Here is an 18,589-nt window from a genome sequence, read left to right as displayed (position 1 = left end):
AAAAGTTGACAAAGTTGCTCTAGAGAAGTTAAGATTATATTAAAAGCAAAATACAGTCAGCCTAATCTGGCATGAAAAGCACAGCAAGAGTGCTGCCGGAGCGGAGGAACCAAAATTAAGGGGCTTATCTCTGAATAGAAATCTTTGAGAAAGATTTAGAGAAGGGCATCTCTCAGCCCTAGCCCGTCAGCTAACTTCGTAGGCATTGAGAGGAGAATGAAGAGTCAACCTTCTATAACAATTTAGACAGATTGTCGATTCAGAATCCTTGGTTGGTATAGGTCTGATTTGTTGCGCCCGATAAACCTGACTCTGACGATCTAGAAAAATGACAGAAAAACTGAATAATTCCCTTTTTGCGACGCTTGCCGTAGTTATTGCAATACCTCAACAAGCTATATGGAAGCGCATCGGTCGCTTCGTCATGCCTGATGTAATTTTATTGCCGGCATTAGGATTTTTTTGGATAATTATGTTGTGGTCTATGCTTAATACCTTTGTCACAACATTTATGCCTAGTCCTTGTTTACCAACAGTGATCAGCACAGTTATAAATGTATCTAAGGTTTCCAAAGGATACTTAGGAGTAGCGCAAGCTCTCTGGAGTTGTTCTGATGAAACTCATCATATAAATAGTCTATCTATTCCTGAAGTTGTTCCTATGGTTGAACAAACCTACGCATCCGTCTAATATTCACTATCTAAATTTTAATAGGTGTTGCCTTGTGAAAGTTATATTATCACAAGGTAGTGCTTATGATGCTAAATCTGGTTTATAGAGTATCATTTTCTGGAGATAACGAGATTAAGGTTTAGGCAAGATAGGGAGATGGTTTAATCTTATTTAGCATCAAGTATCTTGAGTAACCGGATTTGGTAATTTGAGAAGTTTCAGATATGGCGCTACCCATTAAGGTTTTTGACCGAGAAATAAGGTCTCAAGCCTCGCCTTTCAAGGGAATAAAAAAGAAAATTCCGGATTTCAACCTACGGGTTGAGCCGGAGGTACTGATAACTGAAACAAGATCCCTATATTGCCTTCTGGAAATTTTGCCTTTTGCCTTTCAACTCGTATCTATTGTCCTAACTAAAAAAAACCTAAAAAAATAACGGGAGGAAGTTAGCCAGCCTGTTTTAACGGCTGGTTGAATAACGACACGCGGGTTTTAACCCGTAGTAAAAATCTGCTATAGTAGCTATACTAGAGATAGCAAGTAAGAACAAGGTTTGTCGCCATGACAAGAGCGCTAGTGCGGTGAAATTCCGGTGGACAGGAGACGGGGAATTAATTTCCTACGACGGCTGAAAGCAAGCAGGCAGCTAAAGCAGCGATTTATTGCTCCAACATCTTGAGTAAAACCACTCGTGAAAGCTAAAAAAAAGTAAGCTCACAGCTAGATTTTGGTCTATGCCGAGGAGTTTAGAAGTCTGTTGACAGGCTTTAAGCAAATGTGGATTTATCCCATTTGCGGTGGGTAAACCACGGAATCCAGGGTGTTTCAACCCCTGGAGATGTCAAGTATTGCTATATCACAGTCTCTAAAAAGATAGTGATGCAAGTCATGCAAATATATACATCCGTTTCACTACGGTGTGATTGAATAACTCACAGTATTCATACTTCTTCCCTCACTCTCTGAAGACAAAAATATCACTGTAAATTTACTCATAAATCACCAATAGAAAGCGAAATTAGGGAGATGATTAAACTGTAAACTTCAGGTTACAGGGGCGCAAAAATCATGAAAAACCTAATCATTCCTTCTATCGCTGCTATTCCTTATTCTGGGCGTATTTGCCAAAATTAATATTGCTAATGCTACTGCTTTAGCTAGCCCTTTTCATTTCCATGGAGCAGACGACCCTGCTACTATTGCTAACTTCAGTAAGGATCTGTTAAACTTCAAGCTAGATAATAACTCATAAGTAAACCTGAAACTTCCGGTTTGAAGTTTTGCCGATTTTGATAGTGCATAGATTTTTAATGTCAACTTGACCTCTACTCAATAACCAACTATCTTTTTACTACCTGATAGTAGTAATATTATTGATACCTAAGAAAAATCTGCTGCTGAATTAATTTTTGAATCCCGTGATAGTTTGAAGGGAAATGTGATAGTTCAAGATGTTGTTGAAAAATGCTTTTTATTGCAAACAACAAAAAGATATCTATTTTAATTTTATCAGAAAGTAGTGGTAAGTAGTAAAATAGATAAAAATGTATAACTATCTAAAAAATGCAAGACAAAATACTAGCTAAAGAACGAAAATTTCACGATATATGGGCATCAACCATTGATATTGAAGGTATTCGAGTAGTTGATTATTTTGAAAGTTGTACCGCACCAGAAAACAGATTTATCCTCAAACAAATGGGAGATTTAACAGATAAATATTTGTTAGACTTAGGTTGTGGTGCAGGAGAAAATAGTGTTTATTTTGCCAAAAAAGGAGCCGGGTGTGTAGCAACAGATTATTCTCCAGGAATGGTAGATGTTGCTGTTAATTTGGCGAACAAAAATGGTGTAAAAGTTGAAGGGAAAGTTATGGATGCTATGGCATTAGAATTTCCTGATAATACCTTTGATTTTGTTTACGCTTCTAACTTACTTCACCACTTACCAAATCCGAAATTAGCTATTAGGGAAATGCACCGTGTTCTTAAACCTGGTGGCAAAGCTTGTTTTTGGGACCCTTTGAAACATAATCCAGTTATTAATGTTTATCGACGCATTGCGACAAAAGTGAGAACTGAGGATGAAACACCTCTGAATATTAATATTGTTGATTTTATTAAATCTCTCTATTCAGAAACAGCCTATGATACTTTTTGGTTAGCGACTCTGTGGATTTTTCTCAGGTTTTATTTAATTGAAAAAGTTGACCCAAATAAAGAACGTTATTGGAAAAAGATTATTATTGAACATCACCGTTTAGAACCAATGTATCGTAGATTAGAAAAGTTGGATGTGGTGTTGAAAAAGTTACCTTTAATGAAAAGATTTGCTTGGAATTTAGCAGTAGTAGCTACTAAATAGGGAGTGTGGGAAGAGGGGGGAGAGGGGGAAGTTTGAGGTATAAAAAAGCATTTTTTTTGTTCAGATTTTATACTGAATAAAAGTGATTACTCATCCCTTTCTTAAAAACTTACCCCTGTAAGCTCCTTCCCCCCAAAACCAGAATTAGAGTTTGCTGAAAAAAGCAGAGTGTGGGAAAGGTAGAGAGTGTGGGAAGTGTAAGGAGAGTAGGAAGACAGAGAAAGTAGGAGGAATAATTGTTCCTTGATTTTTCTACCCTTGGTCTGCCTAAAATCATAACTTTTGAGTAATTTTAGCTGGAAAAGTTGTACTTTTTCGGGATTTAAAAAGGCTATAACCTTTATATATAAATGCTTTTATATTTATTCAGCAAACCCTAGTTATTCAACCGGACATGAATATAAATTACCGAAAAATAAAGGTATAGAACCTTCTATTTTAAGATAAAAAAAGAAATAATATTTTCTTATATTCAATCCGATGCTTTTCCTTGAGGTAATTATCAATTATCAATTATCAATTATCCATTATCCATTATCCATTATCCATTATCCATTATCCATTAATTAATCTTGTACTCGCACATCAATCACACTAGCATTAAAATTATAATCCCTACCTTCCAATTCAATTGTCATACCAATTTTTACCTTAATATTTCCTAAAACAGGACCATCATCAGTAACTCTACCTTTACCTTCCAATGTTAATAAAACATTCCGACTAAATATTTCTTTATCTCTAGGATCGGGTAAAGCTTTTACCGTTCCATCCGGCTGAGGAACTGCCACTTTTCGAGTCAAAAATTCTACAGATTTTAGGTCAACTTCTCCATAAGGTTGATTCCGAATAATTAATTGAGTTTTTTCCCCTTCCTTTAATAATTTTTCAGGGTAGCGACCTTTTAAACCTAGAACAATAGCATCTACTTCAACTGGTTTAGTCACAATATTGCCTACTTGAGCAACAGAATTTTTGTTAGTACCAGGAAATACAAAGATGCCCAATAACACCATAAAAATTATTAACACAGCGCCAACATCTAAGATACTAACTTTACCAAATAATCTTCCTTGAGAATCCAGAATTTTCATAACTTCATAACTTAATTTTTACAAAAGTAAACTACTCAACATTAAATGTCCCAATGATAAGGTGAGCTTTTGATACCCCTCCAGAATATCCCAGTATATAGTTAGTTATCTGGGCACAACGTCAAGATTACTAACTTTTTTATATTTACCACATAAAACATCCATTTTAGACAATGTGGAGAAATTTATACGAGTATTATGAGGATTTTTACATGGCTAAAAAGTTGAGTAAATCAAATTAATGATATTTCTCCAAAAAAAGATAATCTTAGAGAAATTACCATGACTTACGACAAAAACTAATTTCAAGGGTGAAGATAAGGAAGTTTTTTATTAACTAAACTCCCTTATCTTCCATAAAAAATACACTTTTTGCTTTCCGGAAAAGCTATAGATAACTTTTGTAGTTAATCACAAGATTGGCAAAATATTATTCGCTAATTTATGACATCTTGATAAATCCAAAATCTAGTACCTCTAAATAAAAAAGCCAATGTTGAAAAAATTATCCTTGATTTCTAAATCTTCCTATCGTCGAATATCATATCCGTTAATATCTGTAATGGTGGCTGCTGGTTTATCTGTAGGTACAGCATCTCCCAGTCAAGCTTTACCTTGGAGACAATTAATTTTCCAGGGTATTCAGATGATGTCAATTTCTAATCTGTCTGATCGTCAAGAAGTTGAACTAGGTAAACAAATTAATCAACAGTTATTTAGAAGTGGAGATATTAAACTTTATCGCGATCGCGCAGCAAACGAATATATTAATAGAATTGGGCAAAGATTAGTTGCAGCAAGTCCCCGTCCAGATATTCCTTATACTTTTCAGGTAGTAGAGGATGATAGTATCAATGCTTTTGCAACTATGGGAGGGTTTGTTTATATACATACTGGTTTAATGAAAGCTGCTGATAATGAAGCAGAATTAGCTAGTGTTGTTTCCCACGAAATTGCTCATATTACCGAACGCCATGCGGTGAAACAATTACGTCGAACATTATTAGCTCAAGGTTTGGCTACTGCAGCAGGTGTAGATCAGAATGTTGCAGTTCAAATGGGGGTAGAATTAGCATTACGTCGCCCCAAAAGTCGCCAGGCAGAATTTGAAGCAGATCGAGTTGGTATTGAAACTTTGGGAAGAGCAGGATATGCTCAATATGGTGCAATTACATTTATGCAAAAATTGCTGAGAAAGAGTTCTCCTCCATCTTTTCTTAGCACTCACCCAGCAACATCGGCGCGAATTTCTGAGATGAAACAAATGGTTGATCCTGAATTTGCCTATAATGGTGATGGGTTAGATGAGAGACGTTATCAGGTAATTGTTAGTAGATTAATTCCGTAGTAGGAAACTAGGGGAGTAGGGAATCACACCAAACCCTCCTCGGAGGGGAGCAGGAGGGAAGATTGTTCTTGAGTTTTTCCGTTGGAAATGCTCCGCAAACGTCCCAGGCTGCGCAACGCTAACGCGAACAACCCAACCTACATCTATTGCAACATTTAAGATTAAACAATCTACTACTATACTGACACAGCTAATTTAGTGCAATTGACTACTAAGTTGTCTGATGCTTTATTGTGACAAACCTTGACATACTAATCTAGGCTATTCAACCAAACTTTGTTAGCTTGATTTCGATTAACAACAAAGGCATCAAGATCCCCATCTCCATCCACATCTGCTAAACTCACATACCTGCTATTGGAATTCCCCACAGTTTGCTCTGACTCAGTGAAATTCCCTCTACCATTGTTTAACCAAACTTTGTTTGAAGCATCATAATTAGCAACAAAAGCATCAAGATCACCATCTCCATCCACATCTGCTAAACTCACACCATAGCTATTGGAATCTCCCAAAGCTTGCTCTGAGTCAGTGAAATTACCCCTACCATCATTTAACCAAACTTTGTTTGACTGCAAAGCCCAATTAGCAACAAAAGCATCAAGATCCCCATCTCCATCCACATCTGCTAAACTTACATCTGTGCTATTGGAATTCCCCAAAGCTTGCTCTGAGTCAGTGAATTTGCCCCTACCATCGTTTAACCAAACTTTGTTGGGCTGATTAAAATTAGCAATAAAAGCATCAAGATCACTATCTCCATCCACATCTGCTAAATTCACATTATGGCTTTTGGAATTCCCCAAAGCTTGCTCTGAGTCAGTGAATTTGCCCTTACCATCATTTAACCAAACTTTGTTGGGCTGAACTTTTAACCAAGCTTTATTCGGCTGAACTTTCTTGGGCTGATTAAAATTAGCAACAAAAGCATCAAGATCCCCATCTCCATCCACATCTCCTAAACTCACATCATAGCTGTGGAAATCTCCGAAAGCTTGCTCCGAGTCAGTGAATTTGCCCGTACCATCATTTAACCAAACTTTGTTAGGCTGATTATTTCTATTAGCAACAAAAGCATCAAGATCCCCATCTCCATCCACATCTCCTAAACTCACACCTAGACTATAGGACTTCCCCAAAGTTTGCTCTGAGTCTTTGAAATTGCCCATACCGTCATTTAACCAAACTTTGTTAGGCTGATGATTAAAATTAGCAACAAAAGCATCAAAGTCACCATCTCCATCCAAATCTCCTAAACTTGCATCGAAGCTATCGGAATTACTCAAAACCTGCCCTGAGTCTTGGAACTCAATCATTGGAGTAGCATGGACTGTTGGCATTGGTATGACAAAAATAGCAACTGCCATTACCACCGCTAGTAAAACCCTAAACCATTTCCCCAAAATTTGTTTTAGTTGTGGCGAAGGATTAAATTTATGGTCTATTGTCGTTTCGGCTATATTTGTTTTCTGTAGCCATCTTGAAAATGCCATGATAGAAATTAGCCTCCTTTACTATTTTTTTCTACCAGCAGGATAGTAAATCAAAAGCTCTTTAGAATTGCCCAATTTAATAATTCGTCATAAATTAACAAGTCATAAATCAACAAGATCCGGACTTATGCAAAACATCGTATTTCTATCATTGCCAGCGACAGCGAAGCAATCTCAAACGCTAAAATTGTGTTCGTCATGTGTAATATCAAATCCGGTTAAACAGTGTAAACAGTTATAGATTGGTTTAGTCTTTAGGATCTCACGGGGTGACAAGCGCCTCAAAAGTATTGTAGGGACGTTGCATAAGGGCGTCCGTACGGGAGTAGGGGAGAAAGATTGTTGTTGGGTTATCCTGGGGGAAGCAAGCTACGTCAATCAACCCAACAACCACTTATTGTACCATTTAAGGTATGTCAGTCTACTACTCGACTCCCCACACTTCTCACACTTCCCACATTCTCAATTCTCAATTCTCAATTCTCAATTCCCTATTCCCTTGAGTCTCAAAAATTTCTTCTCAATAAGTTCTCCACCTTTAATAGATTTACGCAACCAATTTAATTCCAAATCTAATTTTTCTGTCTCAGTTAATTCCCAATTATTATGCTCCTTTTTGAGGCGGTTCATTACATCATATAAACATAGAGCAGCACTAACAGAAATATTAAAACTTTCACTAAATCCCACCATCGGAATTTTTACTGATACATCTGCATTGTTGTGAGCATATTCTGATAACCCATTAATTTCTGAACCAAACATTAATGCTACTTTTGTATTTACAGATAATTGTTCAATAGTTATCTGTTCTTTATGGAGAGTTGTTGCTGCTATTATATAACCTTCACTTTTTAGTTTCTTTAAACATTCCTCTGTATTATTTATATCTCGTTGATTATAACGATATAATGTTAACCAACGATCTGAACCAATAGTTACACCCTGGGTAATTGTAAAAATATTTTTATTCTCTACAATATGCACATCTTGTACGCCAAAACTGTCACAACTTCTCAGAACAGCACTAGCATTATGGGGTTGATAAATATCTTCTAAAATAACAGTCATGTAGCGGGTTCTTTGCTGCAAAACTGATATGATTTTTTCCCAACGTGCTATGGTAACAAATTGACTTAAGTAAGTAATTAATTGTTGTTTTTCTTCTCGTTGCATTCAGTATTAATCTCTAATTTAGCAATCATAAATGATTTGTAAAAAATCCGAAAATTTGATATTTTATATCAAACAATTGCCTCTTTTTCCTATTACCAAATTATTGATTATTAATTGTTAATTAAATAATTGTGGTTTAAAGCCTCCCCTTTTAAGGGAAAAAAAAGAAATGATATTTCCCAATCTTCAATTCCGTAACGGTTTTAACCAGAGGTAATTATCAATTATCAATTATCAATTATCAATTATCAATTATCAATTATCAATTATCCATTATCCATTAATGAATTATTCCCTGATTCCAAGAAATTTTTTTTACAACTGAAATAGGACTGCTATAGAAAGCAACTGCTACAATAACTAATAATTTTTTACTTTAAGATTTTCTCGGTTATTTTTCCTCACAGAGAAACGCTCTTGCATTTTTTCTCTTAATGTTCGTCTAGGTTTATAAGGTTTTACCAGTTCATCTAAGTGCATTTTCCGAGTTTGATGATCCTTAACATTAACCTGATAAATAATATTATTGTCAACATCTAATCCAGTTAGCCATCCACTGCGAGGATGATATGCACTAGTATCAATATCTAGCCAACCAGCTCCACAAACTAATTCTCCAGGCTCAACATCATCGAAAGTAAAAGTTATAGTATGACCTATAATAATTAACTTATCAGAAAAATAGGGTTTGTCTACAGAATGAAATTCATGGCGAATCCAACAACATTCATGGTACGCTTGCTTTTGAATAGGTAGTTTCGGATTTATCCCTGCATGAACTAACCAAATATCTCCTAAGTCTATATATAGAGGTAGCGATCGCATCCACTCTAAATCATCATAAGGCATAATTCCTGTATCTCGATAACTTTCAACAGTTTCGACACCACCACTGTAATACCAACTTTGCCATGCCTCATGCTTGACTTCTGTATTTGAAAGGGCTTGAATCATCATGTGTTCATGATTTCCCAGGATACACTGATAGGGGCTATTTTTGACAAATGTGACTACTTGAGAACTTTTCGGACCTCTATCAATTAAGTCTCCTAGAAAGTATACCATATCATCTCTGCCTGGGGCGATCGCCTCTAACAAGGCCATTAAGCCATCATAATGCCCATGTATGTCGCCAATGATAATACGTCTGGTGTTCATTGTTGCTGTTGATAAGTTTTTACTACCACACTTTAACTTTGTGCTAAAGGAACAAATCTTAAACTTTGCTACAATTTAATCAAAATTTAATTAAATTTTTTTAATTCAAGCACCCTATCAAACTTAGTTTCTATATTTTACCATATAATTTTTGAGGTTAACCGACCTTAATTTTCAGGATCGTCGAAAATTTAACTAATTCTATAGAAATTTTACCCTGAATAAATTTAGGTCGGTAATTTTCAGACTAAAAATACCTTCAATACATTCGGTATTAACACTTAGTTAGTTAAAGCACGCAGGAATTTTTGAATTTCGGTTAATAATCCTTTCCGTTTTGGCGGAGCAGCTATCGTCTCAGAGGATGAAGAAGATGAAGCAGAGTTATCTGTTTTAGCTGTACCAGTAGCTTCAGCTAAAATCATATCTAGTTGATCTCCCACTGGTTTCTCCGGTTGTTCAGCAATTAATTTATACTGGCCATTTTCTTCAAACCAAACTTGCCAAGGAGAAGGATAACAACGATATAACGCCCCTTCACCAAAAGACCTGATATAGTAGCAAGATTCAAGAGTTTTGATAAATCTTTCCCGGAGTTGACGTGCTGCATAACCAATTCCCACTATAGAGACATCTTCTAATCTGGGGATTAACATCACAACTGGGCGATCGCCAGCCAGATTAGATAATTTTTCAGCTTGGGCCACTTCTACAGCGGAAGGTGCAATTAATAAAAAACATTGGTCTTCAGGTTCAACTTTTTTGTCAACTGGAGACCTACTTGTGCCAATATCTTCTATTTTAAATGTTACATCTTGCCAATCTCGTCTAGCTAAAGCTGCTGCTCCGGTGTCAGGAAAAAAGACTTTAAGCTGAGTACCTGTTTCAAGTAAAATAGGAATAAATTGTTTTGCCAGAGATTGAGCTTGAAGTTCAATCTCTGGAACAACTATCTCAATTTGGAGTCTAGTATAACCATCTTGGAGAGCTGCTTTAGTAGCTTCCATTGCTTGGGCGATCGCCTCATCTATATCATTGGGTAGTTTAGTCATCTATGTTAATATTTACTAGATTATGCTGTGATTGAGAGAAGATTGTAATATCTTCGTTATTTTCCATAACCATAATAAGTATAAAGTTGAACTGGGAAAAAATATGAAACAATACGATCATCCTTTTGGAAAATCTACTCCGGAATTGATGGCATCTCTACAAGCAAGTCAAGTTGAACGAAATTCTTCTCCTAATAACTTCACTACAGCTGTAACTACTAATGCAACAGGAGAAGAGGGCGGTAGTACAACTGAAGCTTTTGATAATTCAGAGAATGGTGGCAACCCCATAGCAACTACTCTTGCATTAGGGGAAGAGGGTGGTTTGAGTGAACCTATACCCACAACTGAAGCAATAGGGGAAGAAGGTGGTAATTCACCTGTACCAACAACTGCAACCTTCGGAGCAGAAGCAGGAATTACACCAATACCTTTACCACCACAAGTAGTAACTACTCAAGCTGTAGGAGAAGAAGGTGGTTTTGCTCCTGTACCTACACCTACTACTCTTGCAGTAGGAGAAGAAGGTGGCGATTTTGCTACTACTTTAGCATTAGGAGAAGAAGGGGGTTTTCCTATTGTTACTGATGATGGCATTATCACTCAACCAGGATCGGAACCAGGAATGGCAACTACTCTAGCACTAGGAGAAGAAGGTGGTTTTGCAGATCCTTTTGGTAATAGCATTATCACTCAAGTAGGAACAGAAGCAGGAGTAGTGACAACTCTTGCATTAGGAGAAGAAGGTGGAAATTTCAATGAGGAGATTTATCGCCAATCTTATCCTAGCGTTAATGTTGCTATTAATACAGGAGTATTCAATTCTGCTTTAGAACATTACGTTCAGTTTGGACAATTTGAAATTCAACGTATAGGATTTTTTTCAGGTACTAATGGTAATGATCTTGTTACTTCTTTTGGCAACAATACCAGAATTGTTGGAGTGAGTACTCTGGGATATGATGTAGTAAACGATGCAATAATTCCTAATAGTTTCGGTGCAGGAGAAATTGATATATTAGTTGGTAGTTCTCAAGTAGCAATAGTAGACCAATTTATATTAGGTTCTTCTCAAGGATTACCTTTTTATTCTACCTTTGGTGATTTAGACTTTGCTTTAATTCAAAACTTTGATGTTGCTTTTGACCAAATTCAGTTACCAGGAACTTTAGGTGATTATAGTGCTGAAATTATTAATAATTCGGTTAATATATCTACTCTATCCGGTGATTTAATTGCGATTGTAGAAGACGTAGCATCTCTAGATAATTTAAGGATTAATCTTATCTAGTTAATTGAGTGAAATTAATTAGACATAATTGGGTTTGGTTAACTTATGAAAATTTTAATTTTGGGTAATGATGAAGATATTCATGCTGCTCACCTCAAACAATCTCTCACAGAAAAAGGAATAACAGTTGAATATTTAGATACTCGTTTATTTCCGAGCAAATTAAAAATCTCTTGGCAACCTATTACTCATACAGGATGTTTAACATTTCCAGATGGCAGACAATGGGATTTAGCAGATATAAATAAAATTTTTTGGCGGACTTTTTCTGGAGTAAATGTTCCTCAATTAACCGATTCATATCAGCAGACAATAGCAGTTAATGATGCAACTGGCTTGTTACGCTCTTTTATGCGGTGTACTCCGGAAAAATGGGTTAATGGTTGGGAAGCTTATGAATTTCATAAAGAGAAACCATTACAATTAAGTTCAGCAAACAAAATAGGTGTGACTATTCCAGCTACATTAGTTACTAATGATGCTGAGGAAATTATCAATTTCTCTCAATCTTATCTGGATGTAATTTTTAAACCTGTTTATGGTGGTTCTCATACTCAGCTTTTAACTAAAGAACATCTAGAAATCAATCGAATGAATTTAGCTTTAAGTATTTCTCCAGTAACTATCCAAGAATATATTCCCGGTACAAATATTCGCAGTTATGTGATTGGAGAAAAAGTTTATTCTGCTGAAATTCGGAGTAGTTCCTTAGATTTTCGGGAAGATAAACAGGCAAAATTAATTTATTTAGAAACACCAGAAGATATAAAAAGACAATGTTTAGCTATTACCAAAATATTCGGTTTGAAATGGACTGGTATTGATTGGCGATTTAAACCTAATGGAGAATATATTTTTTTAGAGGCGAATTTTAGTCCGATGTTTCTTCATTTTGAAAGGGAAACAGGTTGTCCGATAACTGATGACTTGATACAGTTATTAACAAGTTAAATTTGGAAAATCTTATACTACTTAAAGAAGCGGTAAGCACTCAACGTAGCATTTTTTTACAAAAATACTTACTCTATAGTATTTTCAAATGAGATGTAAATCTAGATTCTGATTTTTTCTAATAAAAAAGCATACTGATTGAGTACCTATTCCCTTAGGTTTTTCAATATTTAATGCTGTTTCATATTCTTTACCATTGCCTATTTCCCCAAACCTCCATAGCTTTTTAATACTCTGTTTCCCATCTCAAATAAAAACGCTATAGATTAAAAATCAATTACTATTATGGTCGAATCTTAACATTTTATTTCTATAAATCTGGCTTATTCAAAGTTCTCCTAGGTTAAGGAATAAGCTATTTTGTAGTTGTAAGTATAATAGTAATAATCAGACTTCCCAAATTATGAAAAAGATGAAATTTTTACCAAGAATCCTTGGTCTAATATTCCTAGCACTAACTCTGACAAATTGTTCTAGAGAATTATCACCAGAAAAAATTGCCTCTCAACTAGAACTGAGTATTGTCAAACTATCCTCTAGAAATCAATCTGGGCATATAACAGGTTTTTTTGTATCTGGAAAAACAGATGTTTGTACTGTAGTAACTACAGCTAACTTTGTCAAAAAAGACGGTGAGAAAATATTACAAACTAATGATGAAAAAGTCTGGGATATTAGTAGTATAAAAATATTTCCTAGAAATATTGATTTAGCTTTAGTCACGTTTCAACCAGAGGGAAAAAAATGCAATTATCCTGCTTTAAAAATAGGTAATTCCGAAAATCTGAAAACGGGTAGTCGCGTCTATATTTCTGGTTTCCCAATGCAGAGTGAGGAGTTGATACCCAAATTTGTTTCTGGCACTGTTTCGGGTTTATATCGGTGGGCAAAGGGTTATGGAGTTTATTATCAAGTTTTGAATGTCGATGGAATGAGTGGAGCGCCAGTTGTAGATGTTAGGGGTGAAGTTGTCGCAGTTCATGGGATGAGCGCTCTAGAAATAATCCAAAGTTTAGAATCGGAAAAAGAAAGTTTGTCTGACGCACAAAAGTCAACTACTCAGCAAGTTGTCGAAAGGGTAGAAACAGATGATGCAGTTGATATTGTTCACTGGGGTATACCTATTAATTTGTTTGAGGAGTATCGGGGTGAAGCAATTCCTGATTATGTACCTCTAGTTTCGGAAGTGGGAGTTGATTACACAAGACTGCGTGATTTGTTAGCAGCAGGAAAATGGGAAGAAGCAGACAAGGAGACGGGAACCTTAATTTTACAAATAGCAGGTCAATTGTTATCACAACGGCTAGTGCCAATGAGGAGAGAAGAATTAAACAATTTATCCTGCAAGGATTTGAGTACGATTGACCAACTTTGGTTAAAACATAGTAACGGTAAGTTTGGCTTTTCTATCCAAACGAAAATTTATTATAGTTTAGGTCGTACTTGGTACGTTTGGAAAGTCTATCAACTGGCTGGCGCAACAACAGAATATGACAAAAAATATAAGAGTGCTTTTGGAGAGAAAGTGGGTTGGCACAAAGCACCTAAATGGAAAGGGGTTTGGGATGTTAATCCAAATACTTCTGATGTAGGACATTTACCTTGGGGAGCTGTTGTGGGCTATCGTGAGGGGGGGACACTTTTTGAACGAATGGGGTTGTTCTTTTCTCGCGTAGATGCTTGTAGACTTTAACACATAAACATTTCAGCAATTATTTACCAAAATTTTGAAATATTGTAGGAAATAACGGTAAAAATTTCCATGACAAAGTTCTTATATAAAATTCGGATAATTACTATACCTAAGTCATTGCGACTTACACTCCGTGGAAGGAAGCAATCTCAGGGGTTTCGCGAGATTGCAACAATCGTCGCAATGACAACTGTTCAACCGGATTTTATACTATTCTTAATAGTAATTACTGACTACCTAAAGATCGAGTAATCTCCTTACTTAAAATCCTATATATTTCAAGTCTCTTGAAATAGAATTTTCTCAAAATTTTAGTTATCAAAAAAGGTGTAAATCTATGGATTTTTCAACTAGACCTCGACAGCGACAGTTATCTTTTTCTAGTATAGGTATTCATATAGTAATTAATCTGTGTATTTGTGTATTAATATGGACATTTTTTGATATTGATTTTGACGATCAAAGACTATTTTGCTTTGTTTATTGTCTATACTTCTTACAGTATATTGTAGAGCCAATAAAATTAGTTTCACAAAAATATTCAATTCTCGAATCTAATAATTTTATAACCAGAATAGTATTTACATTTCTGGTTATAATTCTGATAGTATATACTATGATTTTTTCTTGGTTTTTAATAATTAGCTTGTTTGTTTTTATCGATCATTATAAAATATTGCCGATTCTTTATTTTTCAATCATGGTAATGGTAGTAATATTCCCAATCAGTATAATTCTTGACAAGGATTCAAGATTCTTCCGCATAGTTAATTACTTATCAAAATTTGCGGTTAGAAAAATACCAAAAATTATGTCGTTCATTAATTTCAGATTAGGAGCAAAACATTTTCCAGTTCGTTCTTTATTTGTCTTACTTATTAATGCTTCTACGCTTGTTAATGTTATTGGTTCTTTATTTGTCTTAGTAATCTTATCAATTATTTTGCATGATCCGAATAATCTGACTCCAGCTAATATCATTCTTTATCTGTTAGCATTCTCTGTGATTTTCAGTGGAATCAGAATTTTTATAGAGATAAAACTCAGCCTCGAAGCAAACAAATTATATCGACAAGGGAATAAACTCTTCAAACAAGAAACAAAAACATCAAAAATACAAGCAATAGAAATTTTTGAGCAAGCACTACTACTTTATCAAAAAACAAACTACCAAATATGGGCAGCGATAACTCTGAATAATATAGGTCTTGTCTACGATACTTTAGAAGAAAAACAAACTGCACTAGATTACTTCAACCAATCCCTAGACTTGTTCAAAAAAATGCAAAGTGTTTTAGGGGAAGCTATGATTCTAAATAATATAGGTCTTGTCTACAATGCTTTAGAAAAAAAACAAACTGCACTAGATTATTTCAACCAATCCCTAGACTTATTCCAACAAATTCCAGATCGAGGGAGTATTGCCAATACGCTCTATAATTTAGCAGTTCTCAGATACAACCAAGGTAACTTAAACGAAGCATTAACAAAAATCGAATCAGCTATCAAAATTATCGAAGAACTTTATACAGAGATTATTATTACTAACCTGTCTCAATCCGATTTCGCGACAGTTCAAAATTACTATCAATTTTACATAGACTTATTAGTTACACTTCACGAACAAAAACCCAATCAAGGCTATGATATTAAAGCTAATGAAGTAATCGAAAAACTAAAAAATAGACAGACAAATTTATCCATAAGTAGATAGGTGTAAATAAACCTTATATCATGTCCGGTTAAATAGTTATAATGAAAGCTTGTAGTAAAGCTCTAGCCCTATCTACAGTTCGGGCTAAAGCCCAACTACAAACAAAAACTTTTTTATCTCTAATTATCCGCACAGGATATAACTTTAAAAATCCACAGTTAAAGGCGCTCTCGGAAAAGGAATTACATCTCTAATATTCCCCATTCCTGTCATAAACTGCACCACTCTTTCAAATCCCAAACCAAACCCAGCATGAGGCACAGTACCATACCTACGCAAATCCAAATACCACCATAATTCCTCCTTATTCATCTCCTGTTCATCTATCCGCCTCTCCAAAACATCTAAACGTTCTTCTCTCTGGGAACCACCAATAATTTCTCCTACCTTCGGCACCAAAACATCCATTGCTCTAACTGTCTTACCATCATCATTTAACCTCATATAAAAAGCCTTGATTTTTGCCGGATAATCAGTCACAATAACAGGTTTTTTAAACAACTCCTCACACAAATAACGTTCATGTTCCGACTGTAAATCTAAACCCCATTCTACCGGATACTCAAACTTTTTATCCGCCTTTTCCAACAAAGAAACAGCCTCAGTATAACTAATCCTTTCAAAACTATTATTAATAATCGTATCCGCCGTTTCCAAAACAGTCTTATCAATCCGTTTATTAAAAAATTCCATATCCTCTGGGCAACTTTCCAAAACAGACTTAAAAATATGTTTTAAAAATTCCTCCGCCAAATCCATATCCCCTTCCAAATCGCAAAAAGCCATCTCAGGTTCAATCATCCAAAACTCAGCTAAATGTCGAGAAGTATTAGAATTTTCTGCTCGAAAAGTCGGACCAAACGTATAAACATTACTAAAAGCAGTTGCCATAATTTCCGCTTCTAACTGCCCACTTACTGTTAGAAAAGACTGCTTTCCAAAAAAATCTTGACTAAAATCAACATCTTGTTTTTCTGTGAGAGGAATTTTCTTTAAATCAAAATTAGTAACAGTGAACATTTCCCCCGCACCCTCACAGTCACTAGCACTAATAATAGGAGTATGAACCCACAAAAAACCTCTTTCTTGAAAAAATTGATGAACGGCATTAGCGCAAGAATTTCTCACTCGAAAAACTGCCCCATAAGTATTAGTGCGTCCTCGCAAATGTGCAATAGTGCGGAGAAACTCAAAAGAATGACGTTTTTTCTGCAAAGGATATGTTTCAGGATCGGCATCACCATAAGCGATCGCGCTTTGTGCCTTCAGTTCAATTCTTTGTCCCTTTGCTGGCGACTCCACTAAAATACCAGTCACTTCCACAGAAGCACCTGTATTCATCTGCTGCAAACTTTCCTGATAATTTGGTAGATCGGGATTTAATACTACTTGTAGGTTAGCCAAACATGAACCGTCATTAACTTCTACAAAAGCAAATTCTTTCAACTCTCGCTTAGTGCGTACCCATCCTTTAATTGTAACTTTTGCATCAGGTTGACCGCTTCTTAATATTTCTGCAATTCGTTGCTTTGTCATTTATTTAATCCTATCCAAACTTTAACAAAGTATATCTCGTAAATCATTCAATATACTCTTGACCTCTGGAGAATTAATTACACATTACTTTTTAACTAGCTCACAGATACATATATTTTGACTAAATTTATTTCACCTATCTATTTGTATAAGTTATACCAGTTTTGGACTATTATGTAACACTTGCTACATAATTTATTGAGCTGATAGTTATAATTTTTTATCTGAATTTATAATAAACCGTATATTTAAAACTATAGCGCTATAGTATAAATGACTATTATTGGAACTAGAGAAGCAGCTTTCCTATTAGGTATTTGTTGTCAACGAGTTAGAGTTCTACTTTCTCAAGGTAGAATTAAAGGCGCTTACAAACACAAAGGATTTTGGAAAATTCCTCTATATGGCAAAATGCCTTTTGTCATACCAGGGACCAGAGGTCCTGAAAGTTTATGGTGTAAAAGACAACGAAAGAATCCAACCAAGATTCATGTTAATCAACACAAAATTAAAGCTAATAACGAGAGAATTAAAAACGATCCTAAAATGACTCCCGAGCAGTTGATACCAGTAATCATCTTGAAACAGACAAATCATAACGACATGGGTTATCAAATGGAAATACATGGTCCGTGTCGTATAGTTTATAAACCTTATACACCTTTACCTTGTGGAGCTCATTTGTGGATTGAGACTTATTATCCTGTACAGTTTGTAGATACTCAGTTTAAACCTGTTACAGCCAGGCAATCTTATAAAAATATTCGGCTTAGATATAGTTAAACTATAAAAATTATAGTACAATTTTTAGTCTGGTGGGGTGAGATTTTAATCCTCTTCCTACAGCTAAATTTACTTCTGTTTAGTAGGGATTATCGGAAATTGTGCGTTTTGCTTTTAACTTTCCAGCGCAATTCTAACACTGTACTTGTTTTTAAACTGACTCCTAATCTTTCTCCAAATTTGTCATTGTTTTATATCTTCAACATTTTGTATATGTTTGACTAGAATATTATATGTTTTTAAGCTGTAACAAGCAGTAGTA

14 protein-coding genes and 1 riboswitch are annotated in these 18,589 nt (G+C 35.2%); of the genes, 8 read left to right on the top strand and 6 right to left on the bottom strand.

Annotated elements, in window-relative coordinates; translation table 11 throughout:
* The first annotated feature begins 48 nt into the window (after positions 1-48).
* Positions 49-220, top strand: a riboswitch (cyclic di-AMP (ydaO/yuaA leader).
* 108 nt (positions 221-328) lie between these two features.
* Positions 329-691: a hypothetical protein gene (locus ACP6PL_RS12165; protein ID WP_426545521.1), complete on the top strand. Its 363-nt coding sequence runs from the start codon at positions 329-331 to the stop codon at positions 689-691.
* Between the two features lie 1,546 nt (positions 692-2,237).
* Complete coding sequence (locus ACP6PL_RS12160; RefSeq protein WP_426545520.1) at positions 2,238-3,038, top strand: class I SAM-dependent methyltransferase; 801 nt, start codon at positions 2,238-2,240, stop codon at positions 3,036-3,038.
* Between the two features lie 566 nt (positions 3,039-3,604).
* Here the strand turns inward: ACP6PL_RS12160 and ACP6PL_RS12155 are convergent.
* Positions 3,605-4,132, bottom strand: coding sequence for a DUF4330 domain-containing protein (locus ACP6PL_RS12155; protein WP_426545519.1), 528 nt, complete (start codon positions 4,130-4,132; stop codon positions 3,605-3,607).
* Positions 4,133-4,625: 493 nt separating this feature from the next.
* Here ACP6PL_RS12155 and ACP6PL_RS12150 point away from each other — a divergent pair, with 493 nt between their 5' ends.
* The gene (locus ACP6PL_RS12150; RefSeq protein ID WP_426545518.1) at positions 4,626-5,480 is read left to right on the top strand and encodes a M48 family metallopeptidase; all 855 of its coding nucleotides are present in this window, start codon (positions 4,626-4,628) and stop codon (positions 5,478-5,480) included.
* 251 nt (positions 5,481-5,731) lie between these two features.
* Here the strand turns inward: ACP6PL_RS12150 and ACP6PL_RS12145 are convergent, their stop codons facing one another.
* From ACP6PL_RS12145 to ACP6PL_RS12130, 4 genes are all read right to left on the bottom strand, one after another.
* Positions 5,732-6,973, bottom strand: a complete 1,242-nt coding sequence (locus ACP6PL_RS12145) for an FG-GAP repeat domain-containing protein (RefSeq protein ID WP_426545517.1) — start codon at positions 6,971-6,973, stop codon at positions 5,732-5,734.
* 483 nt (positions 6,974-7,456) lie between these two features.
* Complete coding sequence (locus ACP6PL_RS12140; protein ID WP_426545516.1) at positions 7,457-8,149, bottom strand: TrmH family RNA methyltransferase; 693 nt, start codon at positions 8,147-8,149, stop codon at positions 7,457-7,459.
* A 360-nt stretch (positions 8,150-8,509) separates the two neighbouring features.
* Positions 8,510-9,307, bottom strand: a complete 798-nt coding sequence (locus ACP6PL_RS12135; RefSeq protein ID WP_426545515.1) for a metallophosphoesterase family protein — start codon at positions 9,305-9,307, stop codon at positions 8,510-8,512.
* Positions 9,308-9,588: 281 nt separating this feature from the next.
* Positions 9,589-10,359: a DUF1995 family protein gene (locus ACP6PL_RS12130; protein ID WP_426545514.1), complete on the bottom strand. Its 771-nt coding sequence runs from the start codon at positions 10,357-10,359 to the stop codon at positions 9,589-9,591.
* Between the two features lie 103 nt (positions 10,360-10,462).
* Here ACP6PL_RS12130 and ACP6PL_RS12125 point away from each other — a divergent pair, with 103 nt between their 5' ends.
* The 4 genes from ACP6PL_RS12125 to ACP6PL_RS12110 all read left to right on the top strand — a co-directional run bounded on the left by ACP6PL_RS12125 (position 10,463) and on the right by ACP6PL_RS12110 (position 16,008).
* The gene (locus ACP6PL_RS12125) at positions 10,463-11,650 is read left to right on the top strand and encodes a hypothetical protein (protein ID WP_426545513.1); all 1,188 of its coding nucleotides are present in this window, start codon (positions 10,463-10,465) and stop codon (positions 11,648-11,650) included.
* Positions 11,651-11,695: 45 nt separating this feature from the next.
* Positions 11,696-12,601, top strand: coding sequence for an ATP-grasp domain-containing protein (locus ACP6PL_RS12120; RefSeq protein ID WP_426545512.1), 906 nt, complete (start codon positions 11,696-11,698; stop codon positions 12,599-12,601).
* 412 nt (positions 12,602-13,013) lie between these two features.
* Positions 13,014-14,294, top strand: coding sequence for a GUN4 domain-containing protein (locus ACP6PL_RS12115; protein ID WP_426545511.1), 1,281 nt, complete (start codon positions 13,014-13,016; stop codon positions 14,292-14,294).
* 811 nt (positions 14,295-15,105) lie between these two features.
* Positions 15,106-16,008: a tetratricopeptide repeat protein gene (locus ACP6PL_RS12110; protein ID WP_426545510.1), complete on the top strand. Its 903-nt coding sequence runs from the start codon at positions 15,106-15,108 to the stop codon at positions 16,006-16,008.
* Between the two features lie 144 nt (positions 16,009-16,152).
* Here the strand turns inward: ACP6PL_RS12110 and asnS are convergent, their stop codons facing one another.
* Complete coding sequence (gene asnS / locus ACP6PL_RS12105; protein WP_426545509.1) at positions 16,153-17,544, bottom strand: asparagine--tRNA ligase; 1,392 nt, start codon at positions 17,542-17,544, stop codon at positions 16,153-16,155.
* A gap of 273 nt (positions 17,545-17,817) precedes the next feature.
* On the opposite strand from asnS, the gene ACP6PL_RS12100 reads away from it, so the two are divergent.
* Complete coding sequence (locus ACP6PL_RS12100) at positions 17,818-18,327, top strand: hypothetical protein (RefSeq protein WP_426545508.1); 510 nt, start codon at positions 17,818-17,820, stop codon at positions 18,325-18,327.
* Positions 18,328-18,589: the final 262 nt, after the last annotated feature.

The sequence above is a fragment of the Dapis purpurea BLCC-M126 genome (genome assembly GCF_050015975.1).
In the GTDB taxonomy this organism is placed as follows: domain Bacteria; phylum Cyanobacteriota; class Cyanobacteriia; order Cyanobacteriales; family Microcoleaceae; genus Trichodesmium.
Note: the sequence above shows the minus strand (reverse complement) of the source record. Positions and strands in the feature narration are given on the sequence as shown.

Coding starts and splice junctions, on each gene's coding strand:
- ACP6PL_RS12165 (WP_426545521.1), top strand. CDS start 329: ATGACAGAAAAACTGAATAATTCCCTTTTTGCGACGCTTGCCGTAGTT.
- ACP6PL_RS12160 (WP_426545520.1), top strand. CDS start 2,238: ATGCAAGACAAAATACTAGCTAAAGAACGAAAATTTCACGATATATGG.
- ACP6PL_RS12155 (WP_426545519.1), bottom strand. CDS start 4,132: ATGAAAATTCTGGATTCTCAAGGAAGATTATTTGGTAAAGTTAGTATC.
- ACP6PL_RS12150 (WP_426545518.1), top strand. CDS start 4,626: ATGTTGAAAAAATTATCCTTGATTTCTAAATCTTCCTATCGTCGAATA.
- ACP6PL_RS12145 (WP_426545517.1), bottom strand. CDS start 6,973: ATGGCATTTTCAAGATGGCTACAGAAAACAAATATAGCCGAAACGACA.
- ACP6PL_RS12140 (WP_426545516.1), bottom strand. CDS start 8,149: ATGCAACGAGAAGAAAAACAACAATTAATTACTTACTTAAGTCAATTT.
- ACP6PL_RS12135 (WP_426545515.1), bottom strand. CDS start 9,307: ATGAACACCAGACGTATTATCATTGGCGACATACATGGGCATTATGAT.
- ACP6PL_RS12130 (WP_426545514.1), bottom strand. CDS start 10,359: ATGACTAAACTACCCAATGATATAGATGAGGCGATCGCCCAAGCAATG.
- ACP6PL_RS12125 (WP_426545513.1), top strand. CDS start 10,463: ATGAAACAATACGATCATCCTTTTGGAAAATCTACTCCGGAATTGATG.
- ACP6PL_RS12120 (WP_426545512.1), top strand. CDS start 11,696: ATGAAAATTTTAATTTTGGGTAATGATGAAGATATTCATGCTGCTCAC.
- ACP6PL_RS12115 (WP_426545511.1), top strand. CDS start 13,014: ATGAAATTTTTACCAAGAATCCTTGGTCTAATATTCCTAGCACTAACT.
- ACP6PL_RS12110 (WP_426545510.1), top strand. CDS start 15,106: ATGTCGTTCATTAATTTCAGATTAGGAGCAAAACATTTTCCAGTTCGT.
- asnS (WP_426545509.1), bottom strand. CDS start 17,544: ATGACAAAGCAACGAATTGCAGAAATATTAAGAAGCGGTCAACCTGAT.
- ACP6PL_RS12100 (WP_426545508.1), top strand. CDS start 17,818: ATGACTATTATTGGAACTAGAGAAGCAGCTTTCCTATTAGGTATTTGT.